Source organism: Phenylobacterium sp. GW821-FHT12F10, from assembly GCF_058806695.1.
Genome location: NZ_JBXAPY010000004.1, coordinates 137,341 through 159,141, shown reverse-complemented (window position 1 = coordinate 159,141; position 21,801 = coordinate 137,341). Strand labels below are relative to the sequence as shown.

Sequence of the window (21,801 nt, the reverse complement as noted above, 5' to 3'; positions counted from 1 at the left end):
CCACAGGGGCGGACGCATGGATCTCGGGGTCGGGCTGAAGGATCAGACGCTGGGCCCCGACGCGGTGCGCCGCTTCCTTTCCGACAACCCCGACTTCCTGCTGACCGACACGGCCCTGATGGCCGAACTGGGCCTGCGGCCGGACGCGGCCAATGTGGTGGACTTCGGCCCCGCGGCGCTCGCCCGCGTGCACGAGGCCCACAAGAAGGAGTCCAAGGCCCGCAAGCACCTGGAGGCCACGGCGCGCGCCAATTTCGCCGCCCAGGCCCAGACCCACGGCGCGGTCGTCGACCTGCTGGATTCCCGCAACCACGCCGACCTGGCGCGCCGGGTGGACGAGCTGGCCCAGCTGCGCTTCGGCCTGGCCGCCGGGGTGGTGGCGCTCGAGGGCCCCGACCGCACGCCGGCCGGCTGGCGGGTGATGGCCGAGGGGCAGATCGACCTGGTGATCGGTCACCAGCGGGTGGCCCTGATGGGGTTCCAGCCCACGGCTCTGGGCCTGTTCGGCGAGCGCGCCCCGGAGATCAAGTCCATGGCCATGGTCCGCATGGCCATCTGGGAGCCGGCCCGCACCGGCCTGCTGGCCTTCGGCTCGGCCGACGCGCACGGCTTCACCGAGGACATGGGCGCCGAGCTGGTGGCCTTCCTGGCCCGGGTGGTGGAACGCACGGCGGAGCGATGGCCGGTCCTGTGACCACCGCCCGCGCGGCCCTGGCGCAGTGGCTGGTCCACCTGGCCCAGGAACGCCGCGCCTCGCCGCGCACGGTGGAGGCCTATGGCTTCGCGGTGGGCCGCTACATCACCTTTCAAGAGAGCTACCGGGGCGAGACCCTGACGCTGAAGGCCTGCGGTGAGCTGACCGCGGGCGAGATCCGCGCCTGGCTGGCGCATCTGAGGTCGGGCGACCATCCCCTGTCGCCGCGGTCCCTGTCCCAGTCCCTGTCGGCGATCCGCACCTTCCACCGCTATCTGGACCGCCGCCACGAGACGCCGAACCCGCACCTGGCCCTGGTGCGCGGGCCCCGGGTGAAGCCCTCCGCCCCGCGGCCGGTCACCGAGGACCAGGCCCGCGGGCTGATCGCCGAACCCTCGATGGACCCCGACCGCGAGGACTGGGAGGTGGCCCGCGACGAGGCGGTGCTGACCCTGCTCTATGGCTGCGGCCTGCGGATCTCCGAGGGGCTGTCCCTGAAGCGCTCGGACGCGCCGCTGGGGGATTCGCTGCGCATCGTCGGCAAGGGGTCGAAGACGCGGATCGTGCCAGTGCTGCCCGCCGTGCGCGAGGCGGTGGACGCCTATCTGGCGGCGGTTCCCTTCGTGCTGTCTCCGGATGAGCCGCTGTTCCGCGCCAAGCGGGGCGGGGCGCTGAGCCCCCGCCACGTCCAGGCGACGGTGCAGGGGCTGCGGGGCCGCCTGGGCCTGCCCGCCAGCGCCACGCCCCATGCGCTGCGCCACTCCTTCGCCACCCACCTGCTGGGGGCCGGCGCGGACCTGCGCTCCATCCAGGAGCTGCTGGGCCACGCCTCGCTATCGACGACCCAGCGCTATACCGACGTGGACGCCGCGGCGTTGCTCACCGCGTACAACTCGGCCCATCCGCACGCCTAGCGGAGGTGCGCGGTCTCGTTGAGGCTGAGGATGTTCCGCTGGCCGCTGCGGGCGCACATGTAGCGGTGCAGGCTGGTGTAGCGGGGCTCGAAGAACAGCCGCGGGGCCATGCCCAGCACGTGGGCGGTCCAGACATTGATCACCCCGCCGTGGCAGAAGACCGCCACCCGCTGGCCGGGATGGGCCTCGATGATCTCCTCCAGGGCCGAGACGACGGCCTGCTGGAACTGTCCGATATCGACCCCGTGGTCGCCGTCGGCCATGGCCTTCCAGGCGGCGTAGTCCTCGCGCTTGAGCTCCTCCATGGGGACATAGGCGCCGGAGTCACGGTCGAACTCGGCGATGCCGTCGTGGTGGCGCAGCTCGTGGCCGCTGGCCGCCAGCAGGGGGGCGGCGGTCTCGATGGCGCGCCGCATGGGGCTGGAATAGACCGCGTCGAAGCGCTCGCCCGCCAGCCAGTCGGCCACCTTGCGGGCCTGGTCGTGGCCCTCGTCGTGCAGGGGCGGATCGGAGCTCTCGGCGCTGCGCACCGGCAGGCCATGGCGGATCAGCACGAGTTCCATCGGTTTCCTTCCCCGGACGCTTTGCCGACCAAGGGACCGATTTTCGAGCCTACATCAAGGGGGATCAGGGCTTGGCGAAGCGCCCGTCGCCCTGCGCCACGTCGCGGACCACGGTGGGAACCGGGCAGCCCTGGACGGTGCGCAGGACCGGCAGGATGAGGGCGGCCTTGGGCAGGTCGCCCAGCTTCTGTGGCTTCAAGGTCTCGCCCTTGGCCGGGGTCGGGCGGAAATAGTCCGGGCAGGCGCTGGCGCTGAGGGGCGCGGGCTGGGCGGCGAGGACGGCGGCGATGAACAGGGCGGACATGGGCGTTACTCCCTTTGGCGGGAGGCTACCACCGGGGCCGCGGGCCCTTAAGTTAATAGCGCGCCATGCGCACCCAGGGGACGCCGTCGTCGCCCCGGTCGGTGACGCCGAAGCCCTCGCGGCGGTAGAAGGCCTGGGCGCGGGTGTTGGCGGTCTGGCACTTCAGCGACAGGGGGCCGGGCGCCTGGGCCGCGGCATGGTCCAGCAGGGCCTTGCCGATCCCGGCGCCGCGGCGGGCCACATAGAGGGAGTGCAGGAAGCTGTCGCGGACATGGAGGGCCGCGACGCCCTCGATGCGGTGGTCGAGGACGGCCACATAGACGGCCTCCTCGGCGGCGTCGCGCAGGAAGACCTGGGCGTTGTGGCGCGCGGCCGGCAGCCAGGTGAAGGTCTCGCGCAGGACCTTCTGGTAGATGGCCGCGGCGATCGGCAGCTCCTCCCGGCGGACCGGGCGGACGAACATCATCAGGCCTGCATGGTCCAGCCCTCGACGCCCATGGCGGCCTGGCGGCCGGCCTCGGAGCGGGTCGGGTGGGGGTGGACGGTGCGGGCCACATCCTCGCTGGCGGCGCGGAAGGCCATGGCCACGCAGTACTCGCCGATCATCTCGCCGGCCTGGGGGCCGATGATGTGGACGCCGAGGATCTCGTCGGTGGCCGCGTCGGCCAGGATCTTGGCGAAGCCCTCGGTCTCGTGGTTGATCTTGGCGCGGCTGTTGGCGGTGAAGGGGAACTTGCCCACCTTGTAGGCGACCCCGGCCTCCTTCAGCTGCTCCTCGGTCTTCCCGACCCAGGCGACCTCCGGATAGGTGTAAACGACACTGGGGACCAGGTTGTAGTCCACGTGGGCGTACTTGCCGGCGATGGTCTCGATCACCGCCACGGAGTCCTCCTCGGCCTTGTGGGCCAGCATGGGGCCGTGGATGGCGTCGCCGATGGCCCAGACGCCGGGGGCCGAGGTGGCGAAGTGGTCGGTCTCGATGAAGCCGCGCTTGTCGGGAACGATCCCCACGGTCTCCAGGCCCAGGCCGTCGGTATAGGGACGCCGGCCGATGGCCAGCAGGACGTAGTCGGCGGTGAGCGTCTCGGCCTCGCCGCCGGCCACCGGCTCGACGGTGAGGGTGACGTTGGACTTGCCAGCCTTGGCGCCGGTGACCTTGGAGCCCAGCTTGAAGGCCATGCCCTGCTTGGTGAGCGAGCGCTGGAAGGTCTTGGCGGTCTCGGCGTCCATGCCGGGCGTGATGCGGTCGAGGAACTCCACCACCGTGACCTCGGCGCCCAGGCGGCGCCAGACCGAGCCCAGCTCCAGGCCGATGATGCCGGCGCCGATGACGATCAGGCTCTTGGGAACCTCGGGCAGGGAGAGCGCGCCGGTGGAATCGACGATGCGCTTGTTGTCGACGGCCACGCCGGGCAGGCCCGAGGGCTCCGAGCCGGTGGCGATGACGATGTTCTTGGTCTCCAGCACGGTGACCGAGCCGTCGGGGCCGGTGACCTCCACCTTGCCGGGGCCGGCGATGCGCCCCATGCCCTTGATCCAGTCGGCCTTGTTCTTCTTGAACAGGAACTCGATGCCCTTGGTCAGCGCCGTCACGCTCTCGGCCTTCTGCTTCATCATCTGAGGCAGGTTGAGCTTGGGGGCCACCTCGATGCCGAGGACGGCGAAGTCCTTGCTGGCCAGCTCATAGAGCTCGGAGGCGTGCAGCAGGGCCTTGGAGGGCATGCAGCCGACGTTCAGACAGGTGCCGCCGAGCGTCGCGCGCTTCTCCACCACGGCCACCGACAGACCGAGCTGGCCCGCGCGGATGGCGCCGTTGTAGCCGGCGGGACCGCCCCCGATGATGACGACGTCGTATTGGGCCATGAGCCTGGTCTTCCGAATTGAGAGATGCCGGGGAGGATATGGGGTGGCGAGCGCCCCTTAGATATCCAGCAGCAGGCGTTCCGGGTTCTCGATGGCGTCCTTGACGTGGACCAGGAAGGTCACCGCGCCCTGGCCGTCCACCACGCGGTGGTCGTAGCTGAGCGCCAGGTACATCATCGGGCGGATCACCACCTGGCCGCCGATGGCCATGGGGCGGTCCTGGATCTTGTGCATGCCCAGGATGCCCGACTGCGGCGCGTTGAGGATCGGGGTGGACATCAGCGAGCCGTAGACCCCGCCGTTGGAGATGGTGAAGGTGCCGCCCTGCAGGTCTTCCATGGCCAGAGCCCCGTCGCGGGCCTTCTTGCCCAGGGCGCCGATGGCCTTTTCCACGCCGGCCAGGCCGAGCGCGTCGGCGTCGCGGACCACGGGAACCACCAGGCCGCGCTCGGTGCCGACGGCGACCCCGATGTCGTAGTGGTTCTTGTAGATGATGTCCTGGCCCTCGATCTCGGCGTTGACCTCCGGGACCTGCTTCAGGGCGTGGACCACGGCGGCCACGAAGAAGCTCATGAAGCCCAGCTTCACCCCGTGGGTCTTCTCGAAGACGTCCTTGTACTTGGTGCGCAGGGCCATGACGTTGGTCATGTCGACCTCGTTGAAGGTCGTCAGCATGGCCGCGGCGTTCTGGGCCTCCTTCAGCCGGCGCGCGATGGTCTGGCGCAGGCGGGTCATGCGGACCCGCTCCTCACGCTCATGGATTTCGCGCGGCGCGATGGCGACGGCCGGGGCGGCGGGCGCGTTGGCGCGGGCCTCCAGGGCGGCCAGGGCGTCGCCCTTGGTGACCCGGCCGGCCTTGCCGGTGCCGGCGATGGCGCCCGCGTCGAGGCTGTTCTCGGCCACGATGCGCTGGGCCGACGGGGCAAGCGGCGCGGCGGCGGCGAGGGCCGGGGCGGGCTTGGGGGCCGGCGCGGGGGCCGGAGCCGGCGCAGGGGCCGGCGCGGCGGCCTTCGGGGCTTCGGCCTTCGGGGCGGCGGCGGCCGGCTTGGCGGCGGCGGCGCCCTCGATCACGTGACCCAGAACCGCGCCGGGGACGACGGTGGCGCCTTCCTCGGCGCTGATGGTGTCCAGCACCCCGTCGGCGGGGGCGGCGACCTCGAGGCTGACCTTGTCGGTCTCCAGCTCCACGAGGATCTCGTCCTTCCGGACCGCGTCCCCGGGCTTCTTGGCCCAGCGCGCCACTGTCGCTTCGGTGACGGATTCGCCGAGCGCGGGCGTCATGATATCGGCCATGGGGAAGGTTCTCTCTGTTCTTGCGGTCGGACGGTTCAGGCGAAGGCTTCGGCGAGGAAGGTCTGCAGTTCCTTCATGTGCCGGCTCATCTGGCCGGCGGCGGTGGAGGCCGAGGCCGGGCGGCCGACATAGCGGGCCCGCTTGGCCTTGATCTTCAGCCGGTCGAGGGTGAGCTCCAGCCACGGGTCGACGAAGGTCCAGCCGCCCATGTTCTTGGGCTCTTCCTGGCACCAGACCAGCTCGGCGTTGGGGAAGCGCGACAGTTCGGTGGACAGCGACTTCACCGGCCAGGGATAGAACTGCTCCAGGCGCATCAGATAGACGTCGTCGACGCCCTTCTCCTCGCGCGCGTCCAGCAGGTCGTAATAGACCTTGCCCGAGCACAGCACGACGCGGCGGATCTTCTCCGGCTCCACCAGCTTGACGGCGGTGTTGACGCCGCGCTCGGCGTCGTCGTGCAGGACGCGGTGGAAGGACGAGCCCTCGGCCATGTCCACCAGCCGCGACGTCGCCTTCTTGTGCCGCAGCAGCGACTTGGGCGTCATCACCACCAGGGGCTTGCGGAACTCCCGGCGCATCTGGCGGCGCAGGACGTGGAAGTAGTTGGCGGGCGTCGAGCAGTTGACGACCTGGAGGTTGTCCTCGGCGCAGAGCTGCAGGAAGCGCTCCAGGCGGGCCGAGGAGTGCTCCGGGCCCTGGCCCTCGTAGCCGTGGGGCAGCAGGAGAACCAGCCCACTCATGCGGAGCCATTTCCGTTCGCCCGAGGAGATGAACTGGTCGATGACCACCTGGGCGCCATTGGCGAAGTCGCCGAACTGGGCTTCCCACAGCACGAGCGTCTTGGGGTCGGCCAGGGAGAAGCCGTACTCGAAGCCTAGCACCGCCTCTTCGGAGAGCGCGGAGTCGATCACCTCGAAGTGGGCCTGGCCGGGGCGCAGGTTGGAGAGCGGCTGGTAGTGGGCCTCGGTGGTCTGGTCGATCAGGTCGCAGTGGCGCTGCACGAAGGTGCCGCGCACGCTGTCCTGGCCGGCCAGGCGGACCGGGAAGCCGTCGTCCAGCAGGGTGGCGAAGGCCAGGTGCTCGCCCGTGCCCCAGTCCAGCCCCTCGCCGGTCTCGATGGCCACGCGGCGGTTGTCGATGGCGCGCTTGACGGTCTTGTGGACGTCGAGGCCCTCGGGGATGGCGGTCATCCGGGTGCCGAGGTCCAGCAGCTTCTGCAGGGGCACGCTGGTGTCGCCGCGGCGGTCGTCGCCGTCGGGCAGGGCCAGGCCCGCCCACTTGCCGTCCAGCCAGTCGGCCTTGTTGGCCTTGTAGGTCTTGCCCGACTCCATCTCGCGGTCGAGGAAGTCGTCGAATTCCTGCATCCAGCCGGCGACGTCGGCCTCGGTGATGACGCCCTCGCCGATCAGCTGGCGGGAATAGAGTTCGCGGGTCGAGGGGTGGTCCTTGATCTTGGCGTACATCAAGGGCGAGGTCATCGTCGGGTCGTCACCCTCGTTGTGACCGAACCGGCGGTAGCAGAACATGTCGATGACCACGTCCTTGCCGAACTGCTGGCGGAACTCGGTGGCCACCTTGGCGACATAGGTCACGGCCTCGGGGTCGTCCCCGTTCACGTGGAAGATCGGGGCCTCCACCATCAGGGCCACGTCCGACGGATAGGGGGACGAGCGGCTGAAGGCCGGGGCGGTGGTGAAGCCGATCTGGTTGTTGACGATGAAGTGGATGGTGCCGCCGGTGCGGTAGCCCTTCACGCCCGAGATGGTGAAGCACTCGGCGATCACCCCCTGGCCGGCGAAGGCGGCGTCGCCGTGCAGCAGCAGGGGCAGGACGTGGGTGCGGCCGGAATCCGGGTTCTCGCGCAGCAGGTTGGCCTGCTTGGCGCGGGCCTTGCCCAGCACCACCGGGTTGACGATCTCCAGGTGCGACGGGTTGGCGGTCAGCGACAGGTGGACGTTGTTGTCGTCGAAGGACCGGTCCGACGAGGCGCCCATGTGGTACTTCACGTCGCCGGAGCCCTCCACGTCCGAGGGCAGGCTCGAGCCACCCTGGAACTCGTGGAAGATGACCTGGTAGGGCTTGGCCATCACGGCGGCCAGGACGTTCAGGCGGCCCCGGTGGGGCATGCCGATGACGATGTCCTTCACCCCCAGGGCGCCGCCGCGCTTGATGATCTGCTCGAGCGCCGGGACCATGGCCTCGCCACCGTCCAGGCCGAAGCGCTTGGTGCCGGGGAAACGCTTGTGCAGGAACTTCTCGAAGCCCTCGGCCTCGATCAGCTTCTTGAGGATGGCGACCTTGCCCTCCTTGGTGAAGTTGATCTCCTTGTCGCGGCCCTCGATGCGCTCCTGCAGCCAGGCCTTCTGGGCCGGGTCGGAGATGTGCATGTACTGCACGCCGATGTCGCTGCAGTAGGTGCGGCGCAGGATGGCCAGGATCTCGCGGACCGTCCCGGTCTCCAGGCCCAGCACGAAGTCGAGGAAGATCGGGCGGTCGTAGTCGGCCTCGGTGAAGCCGTAGGAGGCCGGGTCCAGCTCGGTGGCGTCGCCCTCCGGGATGGCGATGCCCAGGGGATCGAGATTGGCCCGCAGGTGGCCGCGCATCCGGTAGGCGCGGATCATCATGATGGCGCGCAGGGAATCCAGGGTCGCGGCGCGGACGGCCTCGGGGGTGGTTGTCGGGGCGGCGCGCTCGGCCACCTTGGCGCCGACCTTGGCCTCCACCGCCGGCCACAGGCCGTCGATGGCCGAGAGCCAGTCGGGACGGGCGGCGGGGGCGGATTTCTGGGTCCAGCCGGGTTTCACCGCCGCGGCCTTCACCTCGTCGGCGCGGTCCTGCAGGGAGGCGAAGAAGGCCCGCCAGGAGGGCTCGACCGCGTTGGGGTCGGACGCCCACTTCGCATAGAGGTCCTCCACGAAGGCGGTGTTGCCGCCATAGAGGAAGGAGGTCTCGGCGAGCACCTCGTTGATCAGACCTGCGTCGTCCGCCATTTCGTCCGCTTTCCCGGGGGGCCGCGGCGCTTCATCAAAGGAGCCGAGCGCGGACCGCCCTACGCTTTAAATTCGCGCCCCGACCGAACGCCCTGGCGTTCGGTCAAGAGCCATAAGTGAGACCATTCCCGGCGCCGAACCGGCCCCCACTTCGGCGGGAATGGTCTATGCGCCCTTGAGGACCTCAAGGAGGGTTTCGCCCAGCTTCGCCGGAGACGGCGACACGCGGATGCCCGCAGCCTCCATCGCGGCGATCTTGTCCTCGGCGCCGCCCTTGCCGCCGGAGATGATCGCGCCCGCGTGACCCATGCGCCGACCAGGCGGCGCGGTGCGTCCCGCAATGAACCCGACCATAGGCTTCTTGGTTGCTGAATTTTTAATGAATTCAGCCGCGTCTTCTTCCGCGGAGCCGCCGATTTCGCCGATCATGATGATCGATTCCGTCTCCGGATCCTTCAGGAACATGTCGAGGATATCGATGAACTCGGTGCCCTTCACGGGGTCGCCGCCGATACCCACGGCCGTGGTCTGGCCCAGGCCCACCTGGGTGGTCTGGAACACGGCTTCGTAGGTAAGCGTGCCCGAGCGCGAGACAACACCCACCGAGCCCTTCTTGAAGATATTGGCCGGCATGATGCCGATCTTGCAGGCTTCCGGGGTCAGGACGCCGGGGCAGTTGGGGCCGATCAGCCTGGTTTTTGAGCCGCTGAGCGCGCGCTTCACCTGGATCATGTCGGCCACCGGGATGCCCTCGGTGATGCAGATCACCAGGGGAACGCCGGCGTCGATGGCTTCCAGGATGGAGTCGGCGGCGAAGGCCGGCGGGACATAGATCACGCTGGCGTCGGCGCCGGTGGCGCGGACGGCCTCGTCGACGGTGTCGAAGACCGGCAGGCCGATGTGGGTGGAGCCGCCCTTACCGGGGGTGACGCCGCCGACCATCTTGGTGCCGAAGGCGATGGCCTGCTCGGAGTGGAAGGTGCCCTGGGCGCCGGTGAGGCCCTGGCAGATGACCTTGGTGTTCTTGCCGATGAGGATGGACATCAGGCGGCCCCTCGCACGGCTTTGACAATCTTCTCGGCGCCGTCGGAGAGATCGTTGGCGGCGATGACGTTCAGGCCGCTCTCGTTGATGATCTTCTTGCCCAACTCGGCGTTGGTGCCCTCCAGGCGGACCACCAGGGGAACCGTCAGGCCCACCTGCTTGACCGCGGCCACCACGCCCTGAGCCAGGACGTCGCAACGGGCGATGCCGCCGAAGATGTTCACCAGGATGCCCTTCACGTTGGGGTCGGCCATGATGATCTTGAAGGCCGCCGTCACCTTGGCCTCGTCGGCGCCGCCGCCGACGTCCAGGAAGTTGGCGGGCTCGGCGCCGTAGAGCTTGATGATGTCCATGGTGGCCATGGCCAGGCCCGCGCCGTTGACCATGCAGCCGATCTCGCCGTCGAGGGCGATGTAGCTGAGGTCGAACTTCGAGGCCTCGATCTCCTTGGGATCCTCCTCGCTCTCGTCGCGCAGGGCGACGATGTCGGGGTGGCGGTAGAGGGCGTTGCTATCGAAGGAGACCTTGGCGTCGAGGACGCGCAGCTGGTCGTCGGCGGTGACGATCAGCGGGTTGATCTCCAGCATCGACATGTCCTTGGCCAGGAACGCCGTATAGAGCTGGCGCAGCAGCTTGGACGCCTGCTTGGAGAGGTCGCCCTTCAGGCCGAGCGCCTTGGAGAGCTTCAGGCCGTGGTGGTTCCAGACCCCGGTGGCCGGGTCGATGGAGAAGGTGATGATCTTCTCGGGCGTGGAATGGGCCACGTCCTCGATGTCCATGCCGCCCTCGGTGGAGGCCACGACCGAGACCCGGCTCGTTTCGCGGTCCACCAGCAGGGACAGGTAGAATTCCTTGGCGATGGCCGCGCCTTCCTCGATGTAGAGGCGGTTGACCTGCTTGCCCTTGGGACCCGTCTGATGGGTCACCAGCACCCGGCCGAGCATCTCGGTCGCGTTGGCGCGGACCTCGTCGATACTCTTGACCACCCGCACGCCGCCCTTGGCGTCGGGGCCGAGGCCCTCGAACTTGCCCTTGCCGCGACCGCCGGCATGGATCTGGGATTTCACCACGAAGACCGGTCCGCCCAGGGTTTCGGCGGCCTTGACGGCCTCCTCCACGGTGAAGGCCGGATAACCACGCGGGACCGCCACGCCGAACTCGGAGAGGACGGCTTTGGCTTGATGCTCGTGTATATTCATGAGGTCGCGAAACGCGCTGTTTGGGCCCGCCCAGTGCGGCGAGAAGCCGGGGTATAAGCGCCGTTCCGGACCGTTGCAACCGCGCCACGGTCAGAAAAATACGCGCGCGTCCAATTGCCCGAGCCCGTGTTCTTCAAGGCGGAACACACCCTAGCGCACGCCTTCCGCAGCGACATTGGCGGTCCGCTCCAGCTTGCCCCAGCCCACCTTGGCGCCCCGGACGGCGGTGCGGATCGACTTGAGCACCACGTAGTACATCAACTGCCGGTAGCCGAACCTCTGGGCCGGCAGCCAGATCAGGTCGCTCCAGGGAGCGCGGCGCTCCAGGGCCATGCCGAGCGCGCCGGCCGACAGGTCCAGGAAGATGAAGGCCGCCCAGTAGAACAGCGGCCGGGCCAGGTCGTCGGGGGACCACTGCACGGGGTGGAAGGCCGCCGCATAGACCGAGGCGCCCAGGCTCCAGACCACCGCCAGGTCCACCAGGGGCGCCACCACGGTCAGCAGGATCTGGAACAGCCAGATCTGCGGCAGGGCGACGAAGCCGAGGATCGGACGCCGTCGGTCGAACAGGCCGGCCCGATGCTTCCACAGGCACTGCAGGGTGCCGAAGGACCAGCGGAACCGCTGCTTGAGCAGGCCCGACACGGTCTCCGGCGCCTCGGTATAGGCCCGCGCCTCGGGATCGAACTCCACCCGCCAGCCGGCCCGCTGGACGGCCAGGGTCAGGTCCTGGTCCTCGGCCAGGGTGTCGGCGGGATAGCCCCCCAGCTCGGCCAGGGCCGACTTGCGCCAGGCGCCCACGGCGCCGGGAACCACGGTGACGGCGCCCAGGGCGGCCAGGGCCCGGCGCTCCAGGTTCTGGGCGGTGACATATTCCAGGGCCTGCCAGCGGGTGATCAGGTTGCGGCGGTTGCCCACCACCGCATTGCCGGCCACCGCCCCCACCCGGGGGTCGGCGAACCAGCGGGCGAGTTGGCCGATGGTGTCGGGGGGAAACAGGGTGTCGGCGTCGAGCGCCACCACGATCTCGCCCCGGGCCACGGCCAGGCCGCGGTTCAGGGCCTGGGCCTTGCCGCCGTTGGGGAAGGACATCAGGGCCACGCGGGGCTCGTCGGCATAGGCCTCGCGCACCACCTGGGCGGTGCGATCGGCCGAGCCGTCGTCCAGGACGATGACCTCCAGCCGCGGCCAGTTGGAGTTGAGGATCCGGGCCACCGAGGCGACGATGACCTTCTCCTCGTTGAAGCAGGGGATCAGGACGGTGACCGGCGGCCCCTGCTCGCCGTCGCTCATCGGCGGGGTGCGGCGCTCGATCCCGGCGCGGTGGACCAGGGCCAGGACCCCCAGCATCAGCAGGCGGGCGACCCCCAGGCCGATGGCGGTGAGGAACAGCCAGCGCAGGGTGAGCTGCGCCCCGTGGAAGAAGCCGAAGCCCACCCGGTCCAGCAGCATCTCGGCCGAGGTGCGTGAGGTCGGCGGCAGGGCCTGGGCCTGGGTCATGCCGGCCAGTTCGGCCACGCTCACCAGGCGGTAGCCGTGGGCGCGGAGCTGGTCGATCAGCTCGGGCAGGGCCGCCACGGTGCGGCTGCGGTCGCCGCCGGAGTCGTGCAGCAGCACCACCTGGCCCGGCCGCTCGGTGTCGGCCAGACGTTCCAGGGTGCGGGTGACGATCCGGTGGGCGTCGGGCTTCTTCCAGTCGTCGGGGTCGATGCGCAGGCCGACGGTGAGATAGCCCAGGGCCTGGGCGGTCAGCAGGGGCTCGACCTCGCTGGGGGTGGAGGGCTCGGCGTCGCCGAAATAGGGCGGCCGGAACAGGCGCAGGGACTTGCCGGTCAGGGTCTCGAACAGGCGCTGGGTGGCGTTCAGCTCCAGCCGCGCCTCCTGCCTGGGCACCTCGGCGATGTTGGGATGGGTCCAGGTGTGGCCGCCGACGGTCTGGCCCTCGGCCACCTCGCGGCGGACCAGGCCGGGATATTTCTCCATGTTCTCGCCGATCACGAAGAAGGTGGCCGGGGCGTGCTTGGCCTTGAGGATGTCGAGGATCTTCGGGGTCCAGCGGGGATCGGGGCCGTCGTCGAAGGTGAGCGCCACCAGGCCCGGCCGGGCGCCGTAGCGGTCGATCACATAGGAGGTGGGCATGACCGTGTAGGTCTCGGCCGCGATCAGGCCGCTGCGGGGGTCGGTCTCCAGGGTCCGCTTGCCGGCCTGTGGGGTGGCGGCGACGTGGAGCACCTCGCCGGTTCCGTCGAAATTGACGTCCTGGCCGGGGCTGAGGGTGTCGAGTCCCTGGATGGAGAGCTTGCCATAGGCGTGGGGCAGCAGGCCCCAGACGTCGGGATCCTCCGCCCCCAGCCGCCAGAGGGCGTAGCCCAGGGGATGGTAGGGGTCGGCGACCCGGAGCTGGTTGTGCAGGGTGGCGGCGTCGAGGAACCAGACCACGTGCCGGGCGCCGGCGTCGTCGGCATAGGCGAAGCGGGGATTGAGGGCGTCGGGGTCCATGGCCACCGAGGCGCCGGCGTCGTGGGCGAGCTGGGTGGCCTCGTTGAAGGTCACCGCCTCCGCCCGCCCGGGCCTGCCGGGGGCCGGCAGGGTCCAGTCATAGCCGTAGGCGCCCAGGGCCAGGATGGTGCGGGCCGGATCGAGCTGGCCCAGGCGCTCGGCGGTCCAGGTCTGGAACCAGGCCTGGCCGGCCGGGGACCCGGCGTCGCCGGTGCCCCAGTGCTGGTCGTAGGCCATCAGCACCAGGACGTCGGCGGCGGCCTGCAGCCGCTTGAGGGGCCAGGAGTCGTCGGCGAAGGGGGCGGTGACCCAGAGCTCCCGGCCCTGGGGCTTCAGGGCCGCGCGGACTTCGGCCAGGAAAGCCGGATACGCGGCCGCCGCCCGCGGCGACAGGTTCTCCAGGTCGAAGACATAGCCGGCGTAGCCATGGGCCTTGGCCAGGGCCGTCAGGTTGGCGGTGAGCGCGTGGCGGGCGGCGGGATCGAGGATCACGGCGTCGGCCTCGGGGCCGTTCCACACCGAATCCTGGGCGTTGTGCACCACCGGCAACAGGGAGGGCGGCTTGCGGGCGCCCTTGATGATGGCCTCGGCCTGGGGGTCGGCGGTCAGGGCCAGGCGGCCCCGGGCGCCGTCCAGGGCGATCCACTGCGGGGCCACCACGTCCAGGGCCTCGACGTGGCGGGCCAGGGATTCACGGGAGCTCTCGTCCCAGGAGACGTAGAAGCCGACGTTCAGGGGCCGGGCGGGGCCGGCCACGCCGGGGTGGCGGGGATGGGGCACCCGGGTCCAGGCGCGATGGCCCCTCAGGCGGTGGGCGGTCTCCACGTGCAGGCCGCGCAGCACCCGGGGATCCTTCAGGTGCAGGGCCGGCAGGGTGGGGGCGAAGGCCAGGGTGGCGAAGAAGGCCGCCACCAGGGCCGCCAGCAGGGCCAGGCCGAGCCCCCCCGCCAGTTCGGCGCGCCGGGCCCGGCGGCCGGAGGGATCGTGGAAGATGAAGTCGGCCATGGCTGACGCCTGGAGGAGGGACGCCCCTCCCCTCTGCGCGCATCATGGCCGAAGCTTGACCAAACCAAGACCTCGCGGGGTCTCAGGCGAAGAAGACATTCCACATGGTGCGGCCGGGGATGAAGGCGATGAAGCCGTTGATCACCAGGCCGCCATAGAACAGGCCCATCATGAACCGGCGGTGGTCCTTCACCTGATGGCGCCGCGCGGCGAGCACGGCGATGGGCAGGGCGATCAGGGTCCAGCCGGTGAACAGGTGGATCAGGGACCAGTGATCGCCGTTGATCCCGGTGATGAAGATCGAGGCGCCGGCGGCCAGGGACATGGCGGCGACCCACAGCCAGCCGGCCGTGCGATGGAAGGCCGCGCCCTTGCGCTGGGTCATCAGCACCGCCCCGATCAGCAGGGCCGACAGGGCGCCGGCGATGTGCAGCTTGATCACCAGGGGCTGGGCGGCCAGCAGGGCCCAGTCGGGGCCGTGCAGGCGGCCGCGGGCGGCCAGGCGACCGATGGCCCCGGCGTAGGGGGCGAGCGCCGCCACCAGGCCGACGACGGCCACCGGCAGCGCCAGCCGGCGCAGGCGCTGGACCCGGCTCGGGCCCGAGATTTGCGAAACCAGCGACATCCTTTATCTCCGCATCTGAGGGCCGCATCGGCGCGGCCGCATTCCTGTGATGCTGTGTGGAGACCGGGGCCCCCGATGCGCAAAGGCCGATGCGTCGAATGACAGATCGCCTGCGCCAATCGCGGCCGCCCGCCGTTCACGCTTCGCGGGCGGACCCCGTGACCTGGGCCACGGTCGCGCGCACCCTGGCCGGATCGAGCGCGGTCGGCGGCTTCCTGGCGTTCATCGGCGCCTTCGGGACCATGGGAAGCCCCCTGATCCTGAGGCTGGCCTACACGCTGCCCCTCGCCTGGATCGGCGCCATCCTGGGCCTGTTGTGCTTTCGCGGCACGGTGAGGATGCTGCCGGGGCTGAACGCCCGCCGGTGGCTGCAGGGCGCGATCTCCGCCACGGTCATGACCCCGTTCATGGGCGCCTTCGTGTGGGGGGCGACCTATGTCATCCGCCATGACGCCGCCCTGATCGACAATCTCACGGCCTATGTCGCGGTGACCTTCGTCTGCTGTCAGGCCTTCACCGCCCTGGCCGTCGGCCTGAACCGCCACGCCTATCTGTTGAGCCAGACGGGCGCGCAGGAGACCGGCGACCCGACCCCGCCCAAGTTCCTCGAGCGCCTGCCCCTGAAGCTGCGGGGGGCCGAGGTCTGGGCGGTGGAGGCGCAGGACCATTACCTGCGGCTGCACACCTCCAGGGGCCAGGACCTGATCCTGATGCGCCTGGCCGACGCCGTGGCCGAGCTGGAGGGGATCGAGGGCGCGCAGGTGCACCGCTCCTGGTGGGTCGCCCGCGACGCGGTGGCCGACGCGCGGCGCGGCGACGGGCGGGCGACGCTCACCCTGAAGGACGGCTCGGAGGTTCCGGTCAGCCGCACCTACGCGCGGCTGATCCGCGAGGCCGGCTGGATCTAGCGGGAAGCCCGCCCGGCCATCCAGTCGTCCCGGCTCTGGCCCCAGACATCGACGGTGAGGTCTTCATAGGGGGCCGGCATCCGCGCCTGACGCAGGATGGTCGATCCCAGGCGCCGGGCCACCGCCGCCGAGGCGGTGTTGGCGGGGTCGATGGTGTGCACCACCTCATGCCAGTCGAAGTTGTCGAAGGCCCAGTCGGTGGCCGCGATGGCGCCCTCCGTCGCATAGCCCTTGCCCCAGCGATCGCGGACGATCCCCCAGCCGACCTCGGTTCCCGGCCAGCCCTCGGGATACCAGGGGCCCAGCCGGCCGACCCAGTCGCCGGTGGCCTTCTCGATGACGCTGAACATGGAGAAGCCGCTGATGGTCCAGGCGCCGGTCACCGAGCACAGGGCCCGCCAGACCACCGAGGGCGTCTGCAGGCCGCCGATGTGCCGGGCGGCCTGCTCGTCGGCCATGAAGGCGCACCAGGGCGCGAAGTCCGCCGCGCAGGGCGGACGCAGGATCAGGCGCTCGGTTTCCAGGGTCGGGCCGATGGCGGTCATGGATGTCTCCCGTACGCAGCCGACATACCGGCAGGCGGCCAGGCTTATCAACGGCCGGTTCAGTCGCGGTTCAGCCGTCCGCCGCAACGATAGGACGCCTCGGGGATTCAAGGAGGCTGGGACCAGGGAAGACGCCATGACCATCGAGACCCCGCCGAGCTCCACCGTTCTTCCGCCGTCGCGCGGCGCCAAGGCCGTCTTCGCCAAGCCCATGGTGCTGGCCGGGATCGGCGGGGCCTGCGTCCTTGGCCTGGCCTTCGGCCTGCTGGCGCGGCCGCAGCTCGCCGCCGACAACCGCGCGCCCGGCTCGATGCAGCCGGTGAGCCAGATGCAGATCGAGATCGACCGCGACGAGCCCCTGCCCGCCGTCGAGGGCGGCAAGCTGGAGCTGCTGCCGGCGGGGCTCAAGGCGCCCCGGATCGCCGCCCCGGCGCCGGCCGCCGAGCCGATCCCCGTCCGCCAGGTGGAGGCGCCCCCGGCCCGGCCGGCCGCCCGCGGCCCCAGCTTCGACTGCGCCGGCGCGGCCAGCGCCGCCGAGACCCTGATCTGCGAGGACCCCGCCCTGGCCGCCCAGGACCGACGGCTGGCCACCGCCTGGCGCCGGGCCCTGGACTCCGGCATCCCGGCCTGGCGGCTGCGCCGGCAACAGCAGCGCTGGCTGGACGCCCGCGAGGACGCCGCCCGCGACGCCCCCGAGGCGGTGAGCGACCTCTATGACCAGCGCATCCAGGAGCTGAACGACGAGGTGTCCCTGGCGGCGGAGGATCGCTGAGGCCCGCCCCTCTGGGTTGAAGACAATTCTATCCAGGCGCGAAATTAACGGCGCCGTTCAGCCACAATTCAGGTTAACCCCAATATGGGTATCGGCGTCGGTTCGAGAGGGCGGGCGCACATCGGGGACAATCCGGGGCGGCCGCGGCGGACCAGAATACGCCAGGACGTTCACCATGTTTTCCCCCCTTAGCCTCCTTCGCCACCGCGCGCCGGAGTTCCACGAGACCCCGATGATCTTCCGGCCGACCGAGGCCGAGACCGCCCACCCCCACCTGCAGATCAATCCGGTCCACATCTCCGCGGCGGTCAGCGTCGCCTGCGTGATGGGCATGGGCCTCGGCCTCTGGCTGCGGGCCGATGTCGATCGCCGCGCCGCGGCGCAGGCCCTGCGCCAGGCCGCCCCCCGCCCGGTGGCCGCCGCGCCGGCGCCGCCGCAGGTCCGCATCGTCCTGGCCAAGCCCGAGGAGACGATCGCGCCCCCCACCAGCCTGATGGATGTCGGGGTCTCCCCCGACGACCCCGCCGTCGCGGCGACCGGGGAGGTGGTGGACGCGGCCTATGTCGAGGCGCCCAGCTTCGACTGCCGCACGGCCCGGACCCTGGCCGACCAGATGGTCTGCGTCGACCCGGCCCTGGCGCAGGCCGACCGCCGGATGGCCCAGGCCTATCGCGGCGCCCTGTCTTCGGGGGCGGCCTATCCGGCCCTGGCCCGCGACCAGGCCCGCTGGCTGGCGGCCCGCGAGGCCGCCGCCAAGACCTCGCCCGAGGCCCTGGCTAGCCTCTACGAGGCGCGCATCGCCCAGCTTTCGCCCAAGGAAAACCCCGCCCGGCCTGCGCCGAGCGGGGTCCATCAAGCGGTCGCGGAAATCTCAGCCCCGGTGGGCTGAGAGCCGGGCTCAGCCCAGCATGTCCTTCACGGTGTCACGCTCGCCGACGAGCTCGTCATTGGTCAGGGCGATCTTGCTCTTGGCGAAATCGTCCATCTCGTAGCTGGTCAGCACCTCATAGGCGCCGGGCGCGGTGGTCTTGACCGGCATGCCGGCCCAGACGCCCTCGGCAAAGCCGTAGCGGCCCTCGCTGTTGACGGCGACCGAGTGGATGGCGCCGACGGTGTTCAGGTCGCGGACGTGGTCGATCAGGGCGTTGGCGGCCGAGGCGGCCGAGGACAGGCCGCGGGCCTCGATGATGGCCGCGCCGCGCTTGCCGACGGTGGGCAGGAACTCGGTCTTCAGCCAGGCCTCGTCACCGATCACCGAGGCGGCGTCCTTGCCGCCGATCTTGGCGTGGGTGAAGTCGGCGAACATGGTCGGGCTGTGGTTGCCGTAGATGAACAGCTCGCTGACCTCGTTGATCGAGACGCCGGCCTTCTTGGCCAGCTGGGCGCGGCCGCGGTTCTCGTCCAGGCGCACCATGGCGGTGAAGCGGTCCTTCGGCAGGCGCTTGGCCTGGCTGGCGGCGATCATCACGTTGGTGTTGCAGGGGTTGCCCACCACCGCCACGCGGGCGTTGTCGGCGGCGACGGCGTCGATGGCCTTGCCCTGGGCGATGAAGATCTTGCCGTTGTCCTTCAGCAGGTCGGCGCGCTCCATGCCGGGGCCGCGGGGCTTGGAGCCCACCAGCAGGGCCCAGTTCACGTCCTTGAAGGCCACCTCGGCCTCGCCGGTCAGCACCATGTCCTGGAGCAGCGGGAAGGCGCAGTCCTCCAGCTCCATGGCCACGCCCTTCAGGGCCTTCTGCGGGCCTTCGACCGGGATTTCCAGCAGTTGCAGGATGACCGGCTGGTCCTTGCCGAACATCTCGCCCGAGGCGATGCGGAAGAGGAGGGCGTAGCCGATGTTGCCGGCCGCGCCGGTGACCGCCACGCGGATGGGGGTCTTGGTGGTCATGGAGCTGCTCCGATTGCTGTGGCGGGACGACAGGTACGCCAGGTCGGGGGTCCCCGTAGCTCAAACCACCGCCCTGCCGCAATGCCGCGCGCGGAGTTTAGGCCCTTTGCCGCGGCGCGGACGCGTGGTCATCCTGCGCCATGGATCAGATCGACCCCGCCTTCATCGCCACCTCGCATGCGGTCGGCGACCTTCCGCTGTGCCAGGTCCGCCTGCAGGACGACGTCCGCTATCCGTGGCTCGTGCTGATTCCCCGGGGCGAGCGGCTGCGGGAGCTGGAGGACCTGGCGGCCGGCGACCGGGCGGTGCTGATGGAGGAGATCGTCCGCGCGGGCCGGGCCCTGCAGGTGCTGGGGGAGGCGCTGGGCGTGCCGGTGGAGAAGCTGAACGTCGGCGCCCTGGGCAATGTGACGCCGCAGCTCCACGTCCATGTGGTGGGCCGCCGGCGGGACGATCCGGCCTGGCCCGGGCCGGTCTGGGGCTTTGGGACCGCCGAGCCCTACGCCGCCGACGTGGCGGCCTACGCCGTCGAGACCGCGCGGCGGGCGCTGGGGCTCTAGTTCCGCCGCAGGGTCACCGAGCGGTGCTCGCCACGTTCGTTGAGTTCGCCCGACCAGCTTCCGTTCACGTCGGCGCTCAGCATGATGATGGAGGGGTCGGCGCCGGGTCGGGGGGTGATGCGGATGGTGAGCTGGCCGCCCACCCGGCTGATGGAATCGATGAAGCCCGAGGCGTCCACCGCCCCGCGCCGCCGCGGATCGCGCCAGGCGCCCTCAAGGCTGCCGCTGCCGGTGTCCACCAGCTGCAGGTCATAGAGTTCCGAACCCCCCGCGCGCAGGCTCCAGGCCCCGTCCAGCGGCCCCTGCATCCCCTGGGCGGAGTTGAAGGACGAGCGCATGCGCGCCTCGTAGTTCAGGTCGGTGGCCGTCGGCGGGCCCTCAGGCGTCTTGCCGATCTCGTCGATATGGACCGGCGCGGTGAGCTGCGGCCGGCGCGTGGCCGGCGGGACGTAGGCCGGGGGCGTATAGGCCGGGGGTGTGTAGGCGGGCGGCGTATAGGGCTGCGGCGCCACATAGGGCAGAGGCGCCTGGACCGGCGGCCGGTTGTAGACCGGGGGCGGGGCGGTGCTCACCGGCGGCGTGGTCGAGGGCGGGGGCGAGGCGGCCGGGGTCTCGGCCGCAGGAGCCGGGGCCGGCGGCTGGGGGGTGGGCTCCGGGGGCGGGGCGGTCTGGGTCTGCTCCAGCAGGGCCCCGATGGGGTCGGCCTCCTGGGCCAGGGCCGGCGGCGCGCTCAGGGCCACGGTCGCCAGGAGCGCCGCGATCCGTCCAGTTCTCGACACCCGGGTTTCCAAATCCTGCCTCACGCCGCGGCGATCGCCTCGGCCACAGCGATCAGACGCTGCGCCTCGGCCAGATGCAACCGCTCCACCATGCGTCCCTCGACGCGAAGCACGCCCTTAGCGGCGTTTTCCGGCGAATCGAAGGCCTCGACAATTCTGCGCGCCCACATGATCTCGTCCGGGGCCGGAGAGAAGGCGACGTTGGCCGCCTCGATCTGCCGGGGATGGATCAGGGTCTTGCCGTCGAAGCCGAACTCCGACCCTTGCGCGCATTGACGGGCCAGGCCCTCGTCGTCCTCGATGCCGTTGAAGACGCCGTCCAGGATGGTCAGGCCGTGGGCGCGGGCGGCGGCGACGCTGAGGGACAGGGGGCCGGCCAGGGGCGCGCGCTCGACGGTCAGGCGGCAGCGCATCTCCTTGGCCAGGTCGTTGGTCCCGATGACCAGGGTCTCAAGGCGGCTGGCGGCGGCGCAGGCGGCGATCTCATTCAACGCGAACAGGGAGGCGCAGGTCTCGATCATCACCCACAGGCGGGTGTCGCCGGTCAGGGCCCGGTCATAGGCCGCCACGTCGGCGGGGCTGGAGACCTTGGGCGCCAGGATGGCGGCCGGACGGGCGGCGGCGGCCGCGGCCAGGTCGGCGGCGCCCCAGGAGGTGTCGAGGCCATTGACCCGGATCACCACCTCGCGGCGGCCGAAACCGCCGGCCTTCACCGCGGCCGCGGCCTGGTCGCGGGCGAGGTCCTTGGCGTCGGGGGCGACGGCGTCCTCCAGATCCAGGATCACCACGTCGCAGGCCAGGTCGCGGGCCTTCTCGATGGCCCGGGCGTTGGCGGCGGGCATATAGAGGGCGCTGCGGCGAGGCCGGGCGGCGATCACGGGCGGGCTCCGTTTTGCATGGGCGATCCCCCCTCTTAAGGGCTAGGATGGCCCCATGACCATTCGATACGACGAGGATGCAAAAAACGTGCTGGGCGGCGAGCTGCAGAGCTGCTCGCTCGATCCCGTCACCGGCTTCTTCCGCAACGGCTGCTGCGAGACCGGGCCGCAGGACACCGGCATCCACACCGTCTGCGCGGTGATGACCGCCGAATTCCTGGCCTATTCGAAATCCATGGGCAACGACCTCTCCACCCCGGTCCCCGACTACGCCTTTCCGGGCCTGAAGCCCGGCGATCGCTGGTGCCTCTGCGCGCCGCGCTGGAAGGAGGCCCTGGACGCCGGGGCCGCCCCGCACCTGGTGCTGGAGGCGACCCACGAGGAGACCCTGGCCATCGTGCCCCTGGGAATCCTCAAGGACTACGCGGTCAAGGCGTAGTCCCCATCCGCTCATCCCGGCGAAGGCCGGGACCCTGAT

21 protein-coding genes are annotated in these 21,801 nt (G+C 70.6%); 7 read left to right on the top strand and 14 right to left on the bottom strand.

The genetic code is table 11. From position 1 onward, the window contains the following. The first annotated feature begins 16 nt into the window (after nucleotides 1–16). Together AC1RN5_RS20090 and AC1RN5_RS20085 are read left to right on the top strand one after the other, a co-directional pair. The gene (locus AC1RN5_RS20090; protein ID WP_493043302.1) at nucleotides 17–694 is read left to right on the top strand and encodes a DUF484 family protein; all 678 of its coding nucleotides are present in this window, start codon (nucleotides 17–19) and stop codon (nucleotides 692–694) included. Beyond that, the gene (locus AC1RN5_RS20085) at nucleotides 679–1,608 is read left to right on the top strand and encodes a tyrosine recombinase XerC (RefSeq protein WP_493043300.1); all 930 of its coding nucleotides are present in this window, start codon (nucleotides 679–681) and stop codon (nucleotides 1,606–1,608) included. The genes AC1RN5_RS20090 and AC1RN5_RS20085 overlap by 16 nt, the downstream gene beginning before the upstream one ends. Here the strand turns inward: AC1RN5_RS20085 and AC1RN5_RS20080 are convergent. The 10 genes from AC1RN5_RS20080 to AC1RN5_RS20035 all read right to left on the bottom strand — a co-directional run bounded on the left by AC1RN5_RS20080 (nucleotide 1,605) and on the right by AC1RN5_RS20035 (nucleotide 14,993). Further along, entirely contained in the window at nucleotides 1,605–2,171 is a 567-nt protein-coding gene (locus AC1RN5_RS20080; RefSeq protein ID WP_493043298.1) for a histidine phosphatase family protein, read from the bottom strand. The genes AC1RN5_RS20085 and AC1RN5_RS20080 overlap by 4 nt on opposite strands. A gap of 64 nt (nucleotides 2,172–2,235) precedes the next feature. Then, complete coding sequence (locus AC1RN5_RS20075) at nucleotides 2,236–2,475, bottom strand: hypothetical protein (protein ID WP_493043297.1); 240 nt, start codon at nucleotides 2,473–2,475, stop codon at nucleotides 2,236–2,238. Nucleotides 2,476–2,527: 52 nt separating this feature from the next. Beyond that, on the bottom strand, nucleotides 2,528–2,941 hold the full coding sequence (locus AC1RN5_RS20070; RefSeq protein WP_493043296.1) for a GNAT family N-acetyltransferase: 414 nt from the start codon (nucleotides 2,939–2,941) through the stop codon (nucleotides 2,528–2,530). Next, complete coding sequence (gene lpdA, locus AC1RN5_RS20065) at nucleotides 2,941–4,338, bottom strand: dihydrolipoyl dehydrogenase (protein WP_493043294.1); 1,398 nt, start codon at nucleotides 4,336–4,338, stop codon at nucleotides 2,941–2,943. Before lpdA ends, AC1RN5_RS20070 begins: the two co-directional genes overlap by 1 nt. A gap of 57 nt (nucleotides 4,339–4,395) precedes the next feature. Beyond that, entirely contained in the window at nucleotides 4,396–5,631 is a 1,236-nt protein-coding gene (gene odhB / locus AC1RN5_RS20060; RefSeq protein ID WP_493043292.1) for a 2-oxoglutarate dehydrogenase complex dihydrolipoyllysine-residue succinyltransferase, read from the bottom strand. 35 nt (nucleotides 5,632–5,666) lie between these two features. Continuing rightward, nucleotides 5,667–8,621, bottom strand: a complete 2,955-nt coding sequence (locus AC1RN5_RS20055; protein ID WP_493043290.1) for a 2-oxoglutarate dehydrogenase E1 component — start codon at nucleotides 8,619–8,621, stop codon at nucleotides 5,667–5,669. Nucleotides 8,622–8,786: 165 nt separating this feature from the next. Next, a complete protein-coding gene (gene sucD / locus AC1RN5_RS20050; RefSeq protein ID WP_493043288.1) occupies nucleotides 8,787–9,665 on the bottom strand; it encodes a succinate--CoA ligase subunit alpha in 879 nt (292 codons plus the stop codon). Further along, nucleotides 9,665–10,864: an ADP-forming succinate--CoA ligase subunit beta gene (sucC, locus tag AC1RN5_RS20045; RefSeq protein ID WP_421933430.1), complete on the bottom strand. Its 1,200-nt coding sequence runs from the start codon at nucleotides 10,862–10,864 to the stop codon at nucleotides 9,665–9,667. Before sucC ends, sucD begins: the two co-directional genes overlap by 1 nt. Nucleotides 10,865–11,014: 150 nt before the next feature. Further along, nucleotides 11,015–14,368 (bottom strand): trifunctional glycoside hydrolase family 18/polysaccharide deacetylase/glycosyltransferase family 2 protein, encoded by a 3,354-nt coding sequence (locus AC1RN5_RS20040; RefSeq protein WP_493043286.1) that lies wholly within the window; start codon nucleotides 14,366–14,368, stop codon nucleotides 11,015–11,017. 82 nt (nucleotides 14,369–14,450) lie between these two features. Beyond that, entirely contained in the window at nucleotides 14,451–14,993 is a 543-nt protein-coding gene (locus AC1RN5_RS20035) for a DUF2306 domain-containing protein (RefSeq protein WP_493043283.1), read from the bottom strand. Nucleotides 14,994–15,151: 158 nt separating this feature from the next. Here AC1RN5_RS20035 and AC1RN5_RS20030 point away from each other — a divergent pair, with 158 nt between their 5' ends. Beyond that, nucleotides 15,152–15,901, top strand: a complete 750-nt coding sequence (locus AC1RN5_RS20030; RefSeq protein ID WP_493043281.1) for a LytTR family DNA-binding domain-containing protein — start codon at nucleotides 15,152–15,154, stop codon at nucleotides 15,899–15,901. On the opposite strand, the gene AC1RN5_RS20025 is transcribed toward AC1RN5_RS20030, so the two are convergent. Further along, nucleotides 15,898–16,446: a GNAT family N-acetyltransferase gene (locus tag AC1RN5_RS20025; protein ID WP_493043279.1), complete on the bottom strand. Its 549-nt coding sequence runs from the start codon at nucleotides 16,444–16,446 to the stop codon at nucleotides 15,898–15,900. The genes AC1RN5_RS20030 and AC1RN5_RS20025 overlap by 4 nt on opposite strands. A 136-nt stretch (nucleotides 16,447–16,582) precedes the next feature. On the opposite strand from AC1RN5_RS20025, the gene AC1RN5_RS20020 reads away from it, so the two are divergent. Continuing rightward, nucleotides 16,583–17,218: a lysozyme inhibitor LprI family protein gene (locus AC1RN5_RS20020; RefSeq protein WP_493043276.1), complete on the top strand. Its 636-nt coding sequence runs from the start codon at nucleotides 16,583–16,585 to the stop codon at nucleotides 17,216–17,218. A gap of 175 nt (nucleotides 17,219–17,393) precedes the next feature. Further along, a complete protein-coding gene (locus AC1RN5_RS20015; RefSeq protein ID WP_493043274.1) occupies nucleotides 17,394–18,107 on the top strand; it encodes a lysozyme inhibitor LprI family protein in 714 nt (237 codons plus the stop codon). Nucleotides 18,108–18,116: 9 nt separating this feature from the next. Here the strand turns inward: AC1RN5_RS20015 and AC1RN5_RS20010 are convergent, their stop codons facing one another. Next, entirely contained in the window at nucleotides 18,117–19,106 is a 990-nt protein-coding gene (locus tag AC1RN5_RS20010; protein ID WP_493043273.1) for a malate dehydrogenase, read from the bottom strand. 140 nt (nucleotides 19,107–19,246) lie between these two features. Between AC1RN5_RS20010 and AC1RN5_RS20005 the strand changes: the two genes are divergently transcribed. Continuing rightward, entirely contained in the window at nucleotides 19,247–19,666 is a 420-nt protein-coding gene (locus tag AC1RN5_RS20005; protein ID WP_493043271.1) for an HIT domain-containing protein, read from the top strand. On the opposite strand, the gene AC1RN5_RS20000 is transcribed toward AC1RN5_RS20005, so the two are convergent. Together AC1RN5_RS20000 and AC1RN5_RS19995 are read right to left on the bottom strand one after the other, a co-directional pair. Next, nucleotides 19,663–20,445 carry a hypothetical protein gene (locus AC1RN5_RS20000; protein WP_493043268.1) on the bottom strand — a complete coding sequence of 261 codons (783 nt, stop codon included), beginning with the start codon at nucleotides 20,443–20,445 and terminating at the stop codon, nucleotides 19,663–19,665. The genes AC1RN5_RS20005 and AC1RN5_RS20000 overlap by 4 nt on opposite strands. A gap of 20 nt (nucleotides 20,446–20,465) precedes the next feature. Next, a complete protein-coding gene (locus AC1RN5_RS19995; RefSeq protein ID WP_493043265.1) occupies nucleotides 20,466–21,323 on the bottom strand; it encodes an HpcH/HpaI aldolase/citrate lyase family protein in 858 nt (285 codons plus the stop codon). A 55-nt stretch (nucleotides 21,324–21,378) separates the two neighbouring features. Between AC1RN5_RS19995 and AC1RN5_RS19990 the strand changes: the two genes are divergently transcribed. Beyond that, a complete protein-coding gene (locus AC1RN5_RS19990; RefSeq protein WP_421933441.1) occupies nucleotides 21,379–21,762 on the top strand; it encodes a DUF2237 family protein in 384 nt (127 codons plus the stop codon). Nucleotides 21,763–21,801: the final 39 nt, after the last annotated feature.

Coding starts and splice junctions, on each gene's coding strand:
- AC1RN5_RS20090 (WP_493043302.1), top strand. CDS start 17: ATGGATCTCGGGGTCGGGCTGAAGGATCAGACGCTGGGCCCCGACGCG.
- AC1RN5_RS20085 (WP_493043300.1), top strand. CDS start 679: ATGGCCGGTCCTGTGACCACCGCCCGCGCGGCCCTGGCGCAGTGGCTG.
- AC1RN5_RS20080 (WP_493043298.1), bottom strand. CDS start 2,171: ATGGAACTCGTGCTGATCCGCCATGGCCTGCCGGTGCGCAGCGCCGAG.
- AC1RN5_RS20075 (WP_493043297.1), bottom strand. CDS start 2,475: ATGTCCGCCCTGTTCATCGCCGCCGTCCTCGCCGCCCAGCCCGCGCCC.
- AC1RN5_RS20070 (WP_493043296.1), bottom strand. CDS start 2,941: ATGATGTTCGTCCGCCCGGTCCGCCGGGAGGAGCTGCCGATCGCCGCG.
- lpdA (WP_493043294.1), bottom strand. CDS start 4,338: ATGGCCCAATACGACGTCGTCATCATCGGGGGCGGTCCCGCCGGCTAC.
- odhB (WP_493043292.1), bottom strand. CDS start 5,631: ATGGCCGATATCATGACGCCCGCGCTCGGCGAATCCGTCACCGAAGCG.
- AC1RN5_RS20055 (WP_493043290.1), bottom strand. CDS start 8,621: ATGGCGGACGACGCAGGTCTGATCAACGAGGTGCTCGCCGAGACCTCC.
- sucD (WP_493043288.1), bottom strand. CDS start 9,665: ATGTCCATCCTCATCGGCAAGAACACCAAGGTCATCTGCCAGGGCCTC.
- sucC (WP_421933430.1), bottom strand. CDS start 10,864: ATGAATATACACGAGCATCAAGCCAAAGCCGTCCTCTCCGAGTTCGGC.
- AC1RN5_RS20040 (WP_493043286.1), bottom strand. CDS start 14,368: ATGGCCGACTTCATCTTCCACGATCCCTCCGGCCGCCGGGCCCGGCGC.
- AC1RN5_RS20035 (WP_493043283.1), bottom strand. CDS start 14,993: ATGTCGCTGGTTTCGCAAATCTCGGGCCCGAGCCGGGTCCAGCGCCTG.
- AC1RN5_RS20025 (WP_493043279.1), bottom strand. CDS start 16,446: ATGACCGCCATCGGCCCGACCCTGGAAACCGAGCGCCTGATCCTGCGT.
- AC1RN5_RS20020 (WP_493043276.1), top strand. CDS start 16,583: ATGACCATCGAGACCCCGCCGAGCTCCACCGTTCTTCCGCCGTCGCGC.
- AC1RN5_RS20015 (WP_493043274.1), top strand. CDS start 17,394: ATGTTTTCCCCCCTTAGCCTCCTTCGCCACCGCGCGCCGGAGTTCCAC.
- AC1RN5_RS20010 (WP_493043273.1), bottom strand. CDS start 19,106: ATGACCACCAAGACCCCCATCCGCGTGGCGGTCACCGGCGCGGCCGGC.
- AC1RN5_RS20005 (WP_493043271.1), top strand. CDS start 19,247: ATGGATCAGATCGACCCCGCCTTCATCGCCACCTCGCATGCGGTCGGC.
- AC1RN5_RS19990 (WP_421933441.1), top strand. CDS start 21,379: ATGACCATTCGATACGACGAGGATGCAAAAAACGTGCTGGGCGGCGAG.